Origin of the sequence: Nitratireductor rhodophyticola, assembly GCF_019891355.1 — a bacterium.
Classification (GTDB): domain Bacteria; phylum Pseudomonadota; class Alphaproteobacteria; order Rhizobiales; family Rhizobiaceae; genus Nitratireductor; species Nitratireductor rhodophyticola.
The window spans coordinates 230,810-242,430 of sequence record NZ_JAHSSF010000001.1 but is presented as its reverse complement, the minus strand read 5'-3'; the positions used below and the strand labels follow the sequence as shown (position 1 = coordinate 242,430).

The following is an 11,621-nucleotide window of genomic DNA, read 5'->3' as shown; positions in this document are numbered from 1 at the left end:
CAGGATTGGTTTTCTCAATCAGGCCCATTTCCCATTGCCTAGCCCAGCGTTTCAGCGGTTTTCCCCCGTTGAATGGCATCGCAACTGTCAAAACGCACCTGCCCGCACACGCTCGCTAAGCTACCTTCGTAAACTCCAGCGCTGGCACCGTGCGCTTCGGGTCGATTTCATAAGTCTCCGCGCTCACCACCCCGTGCTCGACGAACGGATCGGCGGCAATGCGCGCATCATGGGCATCGCGGCTCTCGCCATGGGCAATCACCGCGCCGCCGCCCTCCTGCAAGGAGCCGACGCTCAGAAAAACCCCGTCGGAAAAACCCGCGGCAATCCATTCATTGTGCGCCGCCATGAAATCCCTGGCAGCACTCCGGTTCTCGGCAAACTTCAAAAGCGTCACAAACATGCGAAGAAACTCCTCAATTCGACAATGATGCGATCCGGCCGTCGAGCCAGGTAGTAATGTCCGCCACTTCCCGGCGGATGAAATCTCCGTCCTTGAGCGCCGTGGCGAGCGACGCCACGCCCTGCGACCAGGCCAGCACATGCAGCGCCCATTCCCGCGCCGTCTCATCCGCGCCCAGCGCCCTGAACTGCTCTTCAAGCCAATGGGTAAACAGGCTAAAAATCTCTGCCGCCCGCTCCTGATGCACGTGATCGAGCTTGGCAAGTTCGGCGCACAGTGTGCCGACCGGGCAGCCATGGGCCATGATCGGAGCACGGTTGGCGATTAGAAGTTCGATGAAGGCGACAATCCGCTCGCGCGGTTTCGGAGCCTGCACTTCCCACCCGTCCAGCATGGCCTGGGTGCGCTGAAGCCGCCGGTCTATGACCGCATCCAGAATCTCGTCCTTGGTCTTGAAATAATAGTAGAAATTGCCTCGGGAGATGCCGGCTTTCACGGCAATGTCAGCAAACGACGTCGCCTCAAACCCACCCCGATAAAACAGGTCATCAGCGATTTCGATGATGTTGTGGCGGGTGGAAGCAGCAGCCATGAAGACCTCGTTGCAAATGGTTTTTCATGATTAGGACAATTGTCCAAATCATGCAAGCCACCGCAGTGCCAATTCCAGAAGCGAGAAACCTGTCTGATTGAGCTGTGGCACTGTGGCCTTGCAGAGGGGCGCCCGCCCCCCTGCGCACGCCACTCCCTTACCGCTGCGCCGAAACCAGAAGCATCATCGGCCGCTCCAGTTCTTCAGCCAGTTCCGGCATCTGCGCAATCTGCGCCTCGGTCGGTGCGAACTCCCTGATTTCGCGCAGCGCAAATCCCCTGCCGATCAACGCGTTCAGCGTCGTCGCCATGGTGCGGTGGTACTTGAGCACGCCCCTGGCGAACCAGTCGGTGCGCCGCTCCCCTTCCATTGCATAGCAATTGACCGGCCAGGTTTTGTGCCCGTCTTCGTCCGGCAGCCAGCGCGGCCGCATGGCCGCCATGAAAACCGGATGTTCGATGGTGAACACGAAATGCGCGCCTGGTGTCAGCGCTCCGTGGATCGTCCGCACCAGCCGGTCGAAATCACGGATATAGTGAAAGGTCAGCGCGCTGAACGCGAAGTCGAACGCCCCTCCGGGCAGCTCAAGCGTTTCCAGGTCGGCGATCCGATAGTCGATGGCCGCATCGTCAGTGTCGGCACGCGCCCGCGCGATCATGTTCTGCGAAACGTCGAGCCCGAGAACGCTCCGCGCGCCGGCCTCGCGCAGATAGCGTGAGGCCCAGCCAAACCCGCATCCCAGATCAACGACACGCCGATCCGTCACATCCGGCAGCATGGCAGCGATGGCCGGCCATTCCGGCGCGCCTGCCAGCCCGTGTACCTGCCGTGGAAGCTGGCTATAGCCTTTGAAAAAATCGGAATTGTCATAGATGTTCTGCGCCATTGATTGTCTCCATTTCTCAAAAATGGACGGGGCACAGATTTACGCACAAAACCCCGTCCGCGTCGCGGCGAGGCTGCAGGAGTATGATCCGCGTCTTTTTCTCAGCGTGATTCAGGCTCCGGCATCTCGCCCTTGAAGATGCCGGCCAGCCGGGAAACGATGTGCGTGTCCTGCTCGATCATGGCCATTCATATCCTTTGCAGGTCCCGCACTGTCAAGAGATGCAACCCGCGCGGCCACCCGTTCTTGCTATCCCGTGCGAAGCCGATAGTCTCACCGCGCAGTGCAGGCTCCCGGAGGCATCCGATGCGAAACTCGGTCGAACAATCCATGCAGCTTTTCTGGCGCCGCACGGATATGGACGGGCTGGAGCGGCTCACCCTTTCCATCCGCCAGCAGGGCGTCGAGGCCCGCTCCACGGTACTGTGTCTGGAATCCGGCGGCTGCCGCATAGACTACAGCTGGACGCTCGACGCCGCGTGGCACACGCAGAGCCTCACAGTTGAACGCTGGAACGGCGAGGGTCATGGCCAGTTGCATCTCGAGCGGGCCGGAACCGGCTGGCGGGTAAACGGAGCGCCCCGCCCCGATCTTGACGGGGCTGCCGAGCCGGACCTTTCCGTCACCCCGTTCTGCAACACTCCGCCCATCCGCCGCACGCCGGCCACGCCCGGCGAACACCTCACGCTCGACACCGCCTTCATCGACGGACCGGCGCTCACAGTCGCGCGCTCACGTCAGCGCTATCTGCGTCAGGGTCCAAATACCGTTCATTACATCGATCTGGGATTGTCGAGTGGCTTCGAAGCAGACCTCACCGTGGACGATTTGGGTCTCGTCATCAGCTATGAGCATCTCTTCCAGCGCATCGCTCCGCCCGGCTGAACTGCGCCAGCGAGAGCAATACGTGTCAGAGCGCAATTGTTAAAATTCGCTCCCGCAACAAAACCCCATCTTCAGATGCGTTTGATGAACTGCCGCCAGGGAGCGGACGATGGCACGCATCTACAACTTTTCCTCAAGGTCAGGCGGAAGCAACAGTCCGTGGCGCACGGGCTCAGAGCGCACCGGCAGGCGCAAAGGCTGGCCAGTGCGCCCGTTTCAGGTTTTGAAAGAAGGGTTTGGACTGATCACACTCGCCCTCGTCACCGGGTGGGCGGCGGCACATTATTCGGTCATTCCTACCGACAGAATCTCGAACCTCTTCACGGGCTCTCGTTCCGAAAGTCACCCCTTCGTTGTCCGCTATTTCCCTGTCTGTGCAGGCGGGAAACGCCTCAACTGTATCGTTGATGGAGATACGCTCTACATCGATGGCGAGAAGATCAGAGTGACCGGCTTCAACACGCCAGAGCTCTTTTCGCCCCAATGCGCCCAGGAAGCCCAGCTCGCCCGCCGCGCCCAGCGCCGCTTTCAGCAGATGGTCAATGCCGGCCCGTTTGAGGTCCGGCGCACGAGCCCGCGCGACCGCGATGTCTATGGCCGCAAACTCAGAAGCCTCTACCGCAATGGAAAACCTCTCGGCGATCAGCTCATCGCCGAGGGTCTCGCCCATCGCTGGCGCGGCTTCAAGGAATCCTGGTGCTCGTAATTATTCAGGCACACCTCTCCTCACCCAAGAAGTCCCCGCCCTGCCAGATTGCGCATCAGCGCCGCCGCTCCAAAAACCCAGGGCGGGCAATCGGTGGAAAGCCGCACCGTGTTTGTCAGCGCGCCAAGCCCCGGGCTCGAAATCGTCACCTGATCGCCCACCCTGTGCGTGAACCCCTCACCGGGCACGTCACGGTCCTGCGTCGGCGCGAACAGCGTGCCCAGGAAAAGCATGAACCCGTCGGGATATTGATGATGTCGCCCGCAGGTCTGCGCCACCAGATCGAGCGGATCGCGGCTGATTTCCGCCATCGAGCTCTTGCCTTCAAGCACGAAGCCATCTTCGCCCGTCACAAGAAGGTCGAGTTCCGCGCCCCGCACATCGTCAATGCCATACCCATCGTCAAACAGCCGGATGAAAGGCCCGATGGCGCAGGAGGCGTTGTTGTCCTTGGCCTTGCCGAGAAGCAGCGCCGAGCGCCCCTCCACATCGCGCAGATTGACGTCATTGCCGAGCGTCGCCCCCTTCACCCGGCCGCAACTGTCCACCGCCAGCACGATTTCCGGCTCCGGGTTGTTCCAGTTTGAAACCGGGTGAAGCCCGATTTCGGCTCCGTGGCCGACCGAAGACATGGGCTGTGCCTTGGTAAACACCTCCGCGTCCGGCCCGATACCCACTTCGAGATATTGCGACCACACGCCTTCCGAAATCAGCGCCCGTTTCACCGCTTCAGCCTTCTCGGATCCCGCCTTCAGGTCACGCAGGCTGTCGCCGATGATCGCCTGGCAGCGTTCGCGGATCGCCGCCGCCTTCGATGGGTCGCCCGCCGCACGTTCCTCGATCACCCGCTCGATCATCGAGCGCGCAAACGTCACGCCGCAGGCCTTCACCGCCTGCAGATCGTTGGGCGCAAGCAGATGTGGGCGCGCGCTGCCCGTAGTGTCGGCAGGGCGCTCTGCGGCGATCGCCTCGAGCGTGCCAAGCCTCTCTCCGCCTGCCGCCCGTTCGCGCGCATAGCCCGCCGGATCGTCCATCTCCAGAAGATCGCGCATGGTCGGCGCCTCGGGTGACGTAATGTCGATCAGCGCTCCGTCCCGGAGCACACAAAGCGCTGGTCCCGCCACATCCGGCTTCCAGACCCGCCCGACAAACACACCTTTTTCCGGAAAACCCGCCGCTTGCACCATCTCGCCCCTCCCGGCTCTCATGAAACCGTGCCTGAATAGCAGAGATGCGCGCGCCCCGCGCCCTAATTTTCGGATCGCGCCAGTGCCACCGCCGCCTCGATCTCATCGGCGGCGAGGAGCCGCCGGTAAAGCCGCTTCCCGATCAGGAAAGCAGGCGTTCCGGCAAGCTTCAGCGCCTTCGCATGCGTTTCGTTGCGGGCAATCAGGGCGTCGATCCCTGCAATATGCACATCAAGCATGTCGCGCACATCGCCGGCATCAGCACCAGCGCTGCTGAGCGCGTCGTCCACTCCGCCATGTGTCAGCCCGCCCTCTATGGCCATCACCGCATTGTGCGCCGCTTCATAAGCGCCAAGGGCAGCCGAAGCATGCACCATGCGCGAGGCATACCAGGCCAGATCGCCATTGATCGGCCAGTCCTTCATTATCAGTCGCAGATTGCCGTCAGAGCGCACAATCTCCTTCAGCGCAGGATGGATCGCCTTGCAGGAAGGGCAGAGATAATCGAAGAACTCGGCAATTGTCACATCGCCGGCGGGATTGCCCAGCACCTGAAGAGCCGGGTCGCGCACGATCTCGTCAAGTCCGGTCGCCGCTCCCGCCACACCGGGCACAAGGGCCGTCGCTCCAGCCAGAAATCCACGCCGGGAGATCACGCACCCGCCTCCACCGCGCGCACGGTCAGAACGGCGCGCAATCCACCGCCGCTCCGGTTTTCAAGCACGAGCGCGCCGCCGATGCGTGCCATTGCTGCCTGCGCGATGGCAAGGCCCAGTCCACTGCCGGTCGCCGAGCGGTTTCGCCCACGCACAAATTTCTCCACCACCGTGCAAATCTCGGCTTTCGGAATGCCCGGCCCCTCATCCTCAACCACGAGGCGCACGTCGCGGCCGGCTTCCTCCACCCGACACACAACCATGGAATTTTCCGGCGAATGGTTGAGCGCGTTCTCGATCAGGTTGCGCAGCGCGAGCGAGAGGAAATGCGGTTCGGCAAGGATCATGGCATCCTCCCCGTCTCCGCCTTCGACTGCGAGACGCGCCCCGCCTGAAGGCAGGGGCAGTTCCGCCACGCTCCGCTTCAAAAGCGCCTGCCCACTCACCGCCTGAAGGTTCGGCGCAGCATCGTTCGCCTCCAGTGCGGTGAGATCAAGCAACTGCTTCACGAGCCGGCTGGTGCGGTCAACGCCGGCTGTGATCTGCCGCAGCGCATTGGCATGCAGGGCGGGATCGTCACTCGCAAGCGCAATCTGCGCCTGCGTCTTCACGCCGGCCAGCGGCGTTTTGAGTTCATGGGCGGCAAAGGCGGTAAAACTGCGTTCGCGGTCACGCGCATCTTCCACCCGTTTGAACAGCCCGTTCAGTGCACTCACCGCTGGCGCAATCTCCTTGGGCAGATTACCGGCCTGCAGGGGGCGCAGATCGTTTGCCGCACGCTTCGACAGCGTGTCTGCCATATCACTCAGCGGTGAGAGGCCACGTCGTACCGAAACAAGAATGACGCCCGCCAGAAAAGGCAGGATCAGAAGCGCGGGCACCACCAGCCCCGTGATCACGTCACTGACGAGGCTTTCGCGGATTTTCAGGCTGTCACCCACCATGACGCGCACGCCGAGCCGCTCGTTTTCCACGGTAAAGACGCGCCAGCGCTCACCCTCCACATCCGTTTCGGAAAACCCGTCCACGACTTCGCTCAGCTGCGTTGTTGGCGCATTCTCCGACCGTCCGACAAGGCTGCCCTCCAGCGTCCATATCTGGCACGAGAGCTGCCGTTCATAGGGGCGATGGCTGTGCTCGAATTCGCCCACCACATGGCTGGCCGTCCCCTCTTCCAGCCCCACTTCTATGCGGTGGTCGGAAAGAAGCGAATTGACCATCCGCGCCGCCTCCATCAGCCGCGCGTCGAGCACCCGCTCCACCTCGGCCTGCGTACTGAGATAGATCCAGCCGACCGCGAGCAGCCACACCAGCCCCGTCGATCCCATGAGGATCAGGATCAGCCGAGCGCGGATAGACCTCATGCGTCCGTCTCCCGGAGACGGTAGCCCACCCCGCGCACAGTGCGGATGAAGTCGGAGCCAAGTTTGGTGCGCAGCTTGTGGATGTGCACCTCCACGGCGTTGCTCTCCACCTCTTCCTGCCAGCCATAGATGGTTTCCTCGAGCGCCGGTTTGGAAAGTATGCTTTCCGGCCGCTCCATCAGCGCCGCCAGAAGCGCAAATTCGCGCCGCGTCAGGATCACCGGATCGCCGTCGCGGGTCACCGACTGGTTTGCCGGATCGAGCGTCACCCCGCCCCAGGCAAGCGTCGCGCTGGAACGGCCCTTGCCCCGGCGCACCGCCGCGCGCACGCGCGCCGACAGTTCGTCGAGATCGAAGGGCTTTCCCACATAGTCGTCTGCACCGGCGTCCAGCCCGGCAATCCGGTCGGGAACCTGATCGCGCGCCGTCAGAAGGACCACCGGCGTGGCGTCGCCCCGCCGGCGCAGGTCCGAAAGCACGTCGAGGCCGGAGCCGTCCGGCAGCATCAGATCGAGCACCACCCCGTCATAGGCCTGCGCGCTGATTGCAGCGAAGGCGTCCTCGCAGGTGGCCACGGCATCGACCGCAAAGCCGGCAAGTCCCAGCCCCACGGTCAGTCCGTCCAGAAGCAGCGGATCGTCTTCAACCACCAAAAGTCGCATCGCACGCGTCTCATTCACATTGGCAAGGGGCAAAGCCTGTCAGGATACCAGAAGATGCTGCATCTTCGGGTCGGGTATGACGACAATAGGGCTGCCGTCCCTTACATTGTCATGCAGGTGAATCACATCCTGGTTGATCAGGCGGATGCAGCCGGACGAGACCGCCTTGCCGATGCTCCAAGGCTCCGGCGTGCCGTGAATACGGTAAAGCGTGTCCCTGCCGTTGAGATGAATATAGAGCGCGCGTGCGCCAAGAGGATTGCGCAGGCCCGGCGGCATGCCGCCATTGGCGATGCTGTAGGGCTCCAGTTCCGGCCGCCGCGCCACCATCTCGTTCGGCGGCGTCCAGCGCGGCCATTCACGGCGATAGGCCATGATCGCACGCCCCGCCCAGGAGAAGCCGTCGCGTCCGACGCCAATGCCATAGCGCGTCGCGCGGTTCGGTCCCGTCACGTGGTAAAGATACCTGTTCGGCGTATCCACGATCAGCGTGCCCTTGCGCTCGCTGGTGGGATAATCCACATCCTTGCGCCACCAGCGCTCTTCCAGATGGCTGACATCCACTTCGGGAATGGGAAAACGCTCATTCGGCATGGCGTAATACATCGGTGGAACGACGCGCCTGGGCTTGGGCGGCTCAACCACTTTGGGAGCCTCGGGCTTCGGCGTCGCAACGCAGCCCGAAACCGCCAGCGCGCTCAACCCGGCCAGAAAACCACGCCGTCCCAACCGCGCTGAACCTGCAGAGTGTCCAGCGTCCGTAAGTTCCTCGTTCGGCCGTTCGGACATACGCATCCGAACGCCCATGCCCGCGCGAGATTGCGCCATTCTGAAAACTCCTTGCTGTTTTGCCAGCCGCCCAAACAACACCCACCTTAAGGCTGCCTTAAGTTGAGGCGTTCAATCCGCCCTCCGAGACCCGCCATGAGGGCACGCTCCCGGTGGCCCCCACGATTTGAAGTGACAGAATGAAGACGATCCTGATCGCGCTTGTGGCTTTCCTGTCCGTCAGCCTTGCACCCGCCCCCGCCTCGGCCCAGACCACCAGACCGCTGCCGGTCGAAGAGGCCTTCACCCTTGAGGTGACGCGCACGCAAGACGGCACGCTTGCCCTCAACTGGCAGATCGCCAAAGGCTATTATCTCTATCGCGATCACATCGGCGCATCGCAGGACGGCGCGGAACTGCCGCTCGAAACCAGCCCCGGCATCCGCAAGGACGACCCCACATTCGGCCTTTCCGAAGTCTATTACGATGCGGCGAGCGCACATCTTGCCGAACAGGTCTTCGACACATTCGACGTCACCTTTCAGGGCTGTCAGGATGGCGGCATCTGCTACGCACCGGAAAACCGGCAGGTAAACGCCCTTTCGCTCGCCGTCAGCGCGCCGGCGGCCCTGCAGGCCGCAGCGCCCGTGGAATGGGTCACAGAAGAAGCACCCACCGCCAGCGAAGACACCGGCTTTGCGCTTGCCGAAGATGACGGGCTCATTCAGTCGCTGCTCGGCCGTGGCGGCGTTCTTCTTGTTCTCGTCAGCTTCCCGCTTTTCGGCCTGCTTCTCGCCTTCACCCCTTGCGTCTTTCCCATGTATCCCATCATGGCCGGCGCACTGGCGCGCGAGGGTGACCGGCTCACCGCCTGGCGCGGCTTCGAACTCTCCTCGATCTATGTGATTGCGCTCGCCTCGGCCTTCGCGCTTCTGGGCGCTGCCGCCGGCTGGTCCGGGCAGAACCTGCAGCTCGTTCTGCAATCGCCCGTCACGATCGGCATTCTGTCCGCGCTCTTCGCCGTTCTGGCGCTCTCCATGTTCGGCCTGTTCGAACTACAATTGCCCACCGCATGGACAAGCTGGGTGGCAAACCGCACCGGCGGGCTCAGTGGGTCGCGCCGCTCGGCGGCCATTCTCGGCTTCTCGTCCGCCCTCATCGTCGGCCCCTGCGTTACCGTTCCGCTCGCCGGCGCACTCCTCTATATCGCCCAGACCGCCGATGTGGCCTTGGGCGCGGCAGCCCTTTTCGGCCTTGGCATCGGCAAGGGCATCCCGCTCATCATCATGGGCACGCTTGGCGGCAAGGCCCTGCCGCGCGCCGGCGCATGGATGGAAAGCGTCAAGCGGGTGTTCGGCTTCGGCTTCCTGGCCACCGCCATCTGGACGGCAACGCCTCTCCTCCCCTCCGGCCTCGATCTCGCACTCTGGTCAGCCCTTCTCATCGCCATCGCAAGCTTCGCCTTCAGCGCAAAGATCACCGAAACAACGCCGCTCGCCGCCATCCGCTCGGTTGGCGCGCTGTCGCTCATCTACGGCATCATCCTGATGCTGGGGGCCGCGTCCGGTGGCACCGATCCGCTCAAGCCGCTGGCCCGGATCGCCCAGCGCGGGGAGGCATCCGCCCCGGCCCGCGAACTCGCCTTCGGGCAGACCGGCTCGATCCCCGAGCTCAAGGCGCAGCTCGCCAGCGCCGGCGACGCGCCCACCCTCGTCTATTTCACCGCCGACTGGTGCGTCACCTGCCGCGTCATCGAGCGCTCGGTCCTGCCGGATGCCGGCGTGATCGACAGTCTCCACGGTTTCCAGCTCATCAAGGCCGACCTGTCGGACTTCAATGACGAGAACGCAGCTCTGATGAAAGCCCTTGAAGTGGCAGGCCCGCCCACCATGCTCTTCTTCGACAGCGCAGGCCGCGAGGTCGCCGGCACCCGCCTCGTCGGCTCCGTGACGGTGGAAAACCTGACCGGCTCGGCCAAAACCGCAGGGGCGCTCTGATCATGAACGCCGTTTCTCTCGGGCCGCTCGTCCTTGCGGCAGACCGCTTCGCCGTCGTGCTCGCCATCTTCGTTTTTCTCATCGTCACCGGCATCATGGCCCGCAAGGTGGACGACCGCTTCAACGCCTGGTCCTGGTGGGCGTTTCTCGGCGGCATCATCGGCGCGCGCCTCGGCCATGTGCTCATCAACATGGAAAGTTTTGTGGCCGACCCGCTGCGCATCTTCGCGGTGTGGCAGGGCGGCTTTTACTGGCCAACGGGCGCGGCCGCCGTCATCGTCAGCCTGCTCGTCATGCTACCCACCGGCCGCCAGCGCCTCTGGGCGGCCCTGCCGCTCGCCCTCTCCCTCATCGTCTGGAACACAACATGGCAGCTCACCGGCGGCACCGACCCGCTCGCCGTACCGGATCAGGTCTTTGAAACGCTCGAAGGCAATGGCTACCGCCTCGAAGAGCGCAAGGGCACGCCGCAGGTGGTCAATCTGTGGGCCACATGGTGCCCGCCCTGCCGGCGCGAAATGCCCATGATGGCCGACATCGCCGCTTCCACGGACGATGTCACCTTCGTCTTCGCCAATCAGGGCGAAGGCCGCACGGCCATCCAGCGCTATCTCGCCGCCTCCGGCCTCTCGCTCGACACGATACTTGTCGACCAGTTCAGCGACCTGTCGCGCTTCTACAGCGCGCCCGGACTGCCCGCCACGCTGTTCATCGACGCCGACGGCGTCCTGCAACACGCGCATCTGGGCGAAATCTCACGCGAGGTGCTCGTCGAGAAGATCGAGAACCTCAGAACCAGCATCAGCCCATCAGGAGACACAAGGCCATGATGAACCGCCGTACCCTGCTCGTCGCCGGCGCAGCGACGCTCGTCACCGCCGCGGGTCCGGCCCGCGCCCAGCTTTACCCAACCGTCGAAGAGGTTCTGTTCGATCCGGAAATCCCGGTCATCGGCAATCCGGATGGCGACGTAACCATCGCCGAGTTCTTCGACTACCAGTGCCCCTATTGCAAACGCGGCCACCCGGACCTGCTCGACGTGGTGCGTGAAGACGGCAATGTGCGGCTGGTGATGAAGGACTGGCCCATTTTCGGCGGCCCGTCCGTCCATGCGGCAAGCCTCGTCCTCGCCGCCGGCCCGGACTATGAAGCCGTCCACACCGCGCTGATGGCCACACCCGGACGGCTGACGAAGGAAGAGGTCGACGAGACACTTTCCGCCGCTGGCCACGACCCGGAAAAACTCCTGTCGAACTTCAAGAAGGACCGCCAACGCATTGAAGGGATTCTCTCCCGCAACATGGAGCAGGCCAATGCGTTCGGCTTCAACGGAACGCCGGCATTCCTCTTCAACACCAAGATGCACTACGGTGCGATGCGCCGGAATGACATTACCGCAGCCATCGCCGAGGCCCGTGGCTAAAGCAATTCCAGCAAAAGTGGGAACCGGTTTTGCGTCCGGAATTGCGCAATACAAAAGCACAGCAAAAGAAAGGGGGGGCGTGAAGCCCCCCC

13 protein-coding genes are annotated in these 11,621 nt (G+C 63.2%); 5 read left to right on the top strand and 8 right to left on the bottom strand.

What is annotated here, in order from left to right:
• Positions 1 to 115: 115 nt before the first annotated feature.
• The 3 genes from KUG85_RS01125 to KUG85_RS01115 form a co-directional block, all read right to left on the bottom strand.
• A complete protein-coding gene (locus KUG85_RS01125) occupies positions 116 to 403 on the bottom strand; it encodes a YciI family protein (RefSeq protein WP_223003865.1) in 288 nt (95 codons plus the stop codon).
• Between the two features lie 13 nt (positions 404 to 416).
• Positions 417 to 995, bottom strand: coding sequence for a TetR/AcrR family transcriptional regulator (locus KUG85_RS01120; RefSeq protein WP_223003864.1), 579 nt, complete (start codon positions 993 to 995; stop codon positions 417 to 419).
• A 157-nt stretch (positions 996 to 1,152) separates the two neighbouring features.
• On the bottom strand, positions 1,153 to 1,881 hold the full coding sequence (locus tag KUG85_RS01115) for a class I SAM-dependent methyltransferase (RefSeq protein ID WP_065815048.1): 729 nt from the start codon (positions 1,879 to 1,881) through the stop codon (positions 1,153 to 1,155).
• Between the two features lie 306 nt (positions 1,882 to 2,187).
• Between KUG85_RS01115 and KUG85_RS01110 the strand changes: the two genes are divergently transcribed.
• Both KUG85_RS01110 and KUG85_RS01105 read left to right on the top strand, forming a co-directional pair.
• Positions 2,188 to 2,766 (top strand): putative glycolipid-binding domain-containing protein, encoded by a 579-nt coding sequence (locus KUG85_RS01110; RefSeq protein WP_223003863.1) that lies wholly within the window; start codon positions 2,188 to 2,190, stop codon positions 2,764 to 2,766.
• Between the two features lie 109 nt (positions 2,767 to 2,875).
• Positions 2,876 to 3,472, top strand: coding sequence for a thermonuclease family protein (locus tag KUG85_RS01105; protein WP_223003862.1), 597 nt, complete (start codon positions 2,876 to 2,878; stop codon positions 3,470 to 3,472).
• A 20-nt stretch (positions 3,473 to 3,492) separates the two neighbouring features.
• On the opposite strand, the gene KUG85_RS01100 is transcribed toward KUG85_RS01105, so the two are convergent.
• From KUG85_RS01100 to KUG85_RS01080, 5 genes are all read right to left on the bottom strand, one after another.
• Positions 3,493 to 4,659 (bottom strand): fumarylacetoacetate hydrolase family protein, encoded by a 1,167-nt coding sequence (locus tag KUG85_RS01100; protein WP_223003861.1) that lies wholly within the window; start codon positions 4,657 to 4,659, stop codon positions 3,493 to 3,495.
• A gap of 62 nt (positions 4,660 to 4,721) precedes the next feature.
• Positions 4,722 to 5,315, bottom strand: a complete 594-nt coding sequence (locus KUG85_RS01095) for a thioredoxin domain-containing protein (protein ID WP_223003860.1) — start codon at positions 5,313 to 5,315, stop codon at positions 4,722 to 4,724.
• Positions 5,312 to 6,679, bottom strand: a complete 1,368-nt coding sequence (locus KUG85_RS01090) for an ATP-binding protein (protein WP_223003859.1) — start codon at positions 6,677 to 6,679, stop codon at positions 5,312 to 5,314. The genes KUG85_RS01095 and KUG85_RS01090 overlap by 4 nt, the downstream gene beginning before the upstream one ends.
• Entirely contained in the window at positions 6,676 to 7,341 is a 666-nt protein-coding gene (locus KUG85_RS01085; protein ID WP_223003858.1) for a response regulator, read from the bottom strand. The genes KUG85_RS01090 and KUG85_RS01085 overlap by 4 nt, the downstream gene beginning before the upstream one ends.
• A gap of 39 nt (positions 7,342 to 7,380) precedes the next feature.
• Positions 7,381 to 8,130: a L,D-transpeptidase gene (locus KUG85_RS01080; RefSeq protein WP_407673643.1), complete on the bottom strand. Its 750-nt coding sequence runs from the start codon at positions 8,128 to 8,130 to the stop codon at positions 7,381 to 7,383.
• Between the two features lie 179 nt (positions 8,131 to 8,309).
• Here KUG85_RS01080 and dsbD point away from each other — a divergent pair, with 179 nt between their 5' ends.
• Genes dsbD through KUG85_RS01065 form a run of 3 tightly spaced genes read left to right on the top strand, consistent with a single transcriptional unit; the run spans position 8,310 to position 11,529 of the window.
• Positions 8,310 to 10,106: a protein-disulfide reductase DsbD gene (dsbD, locus tag KUG85_RS01075; RefSeq protein WP_223003857.1), complete on the top strand. Its 1,797-nt coding sequence runs from the start codon at positions 8,310 to 8,312 to the stop codon at positions 10,104 to 10,106.
• A 2-nt stretch (positions 10,107 to 10,108) separates the two neighbouring features.
• Positions 10,109 to 10,936, top strand: coding sequence for a TlpA disulfide reductase family protein (locus KUG85_RS01070; RefSeq protein ID WP_223003856.1), 828 nt, complete (start codon positions 10,109 to 10,111; stop codon positions 10,934 to 10,936).
• The gene (locus KUG85_RS01065; RefSeq protein WP_223003855.1) at positions 10,933 to 11,529 is read left to right on the top strand and encodes a DsbA family protein; all 597 of its coding nucleotides are present in this window, start codon (positions 10,933 to 10,935) and stop codon (positions 11,527 to 11,529) included. The genes KUG85_RS01070 and KUG85_RS01065 overlap by 4 nt, the downstream gene beginning before the upstream one ends.
• Positions 11,530 to 11,621 lie beyond the last annotated feature (92 nt).

What these genes read in the sequence shown, in the direction of transcription:
- KUG85_RS01070 (WP_223003856.1), top strand. Translation starts at nt 10,109, where the DNA reads ATGAACGCCGTTTCTCTCGGGCCGCTCGTCCTTGCGGCAGACCGCTTC.
- KUG85_RS01085 (WP_223003858.1), bottom strand. Translation starts at nt 7,341, where the DNA reads ATGCGACTTTTGGTGGTTGAAGACGATCCGCTGCTTCTGGACGGACTG.
- KUG85_RS01100 (WP_223003861.1), bottom strand. Translation starts at nt 4,659, where the DNA reads ATGGTGCAAGCGGCGGGTTTTCCGGAAAAAGGTGTGTTTGTCGGGCGG.
- KUG85_RS01080 (WP_407673643.1), bottom strand. Translation starts at nt 8,130, where the DNA reads ATGTCCGAACGGCCGAACGAGGAACTTACGGACGCTGGACACTCTGCA.
- KUG85_RS01065 (WP_223003855.1), top strand. Translation starts at nt 10,933, where the DNA reads ATGATGAACCGCCGTACCCTGCTCGTCGCCGGCGCAGCGACGCTCGTC.
- KUG85_RS01115 (WP_065815048.1), bottom strand. Translation starts at nt 1,881, where the DNA reads ATGGCGCAGAACATCTATGACAATTCCGATTTTTTCAAAGGCTATAGC.
- dsbD (WP_223003857.1), top strand. Translation starts at nt 8,310, where the DNA reads ATGAAGACGATCCTGATCGCGCTTGTGGCTTTCCTGTCCGTCAGCCTT.
- KUG85_RS01105 (WP_223003862.1), top strand. Translation starts at nt 2,876, where the DNA reads ATGGCACGCATCTACAACTTTTCCTCAAGGTCAGGCGGAAGCAACAGT.
- KUG85_RS01110 (WP_223003863.1), top strand. Translation starts at nt 2,188, where the DNA reads ATGCGAAACTCGGTCGAACAATCCATGCAGCTTTTCTGGCGCCGCACG.
- KUG85_RS01120 (WP_223003864.1), bottom strand. Translation starts at nt 995, where the DNA reads ATGGCTGCTGCTTCCACCCGCCACAACATCATCGAAATCGCTGATGAC.
- KUG85_RS01125 (WP_223003865.1), bottom strand. Translation starts at nt 403, where the DNA reads ATGTTTGTGACGCTTTTGAAGTTTGCCGAGAACCGGAGTGCTGCCAGG.
- KUG85_RS01090 (WP_223003859.1), bottom strand. Translation starts at nt 6,679, where the DNA reads ATGAGGTCTATCCGCGCTCGGCTGATCCTGATCCTCATGGGATCGACG.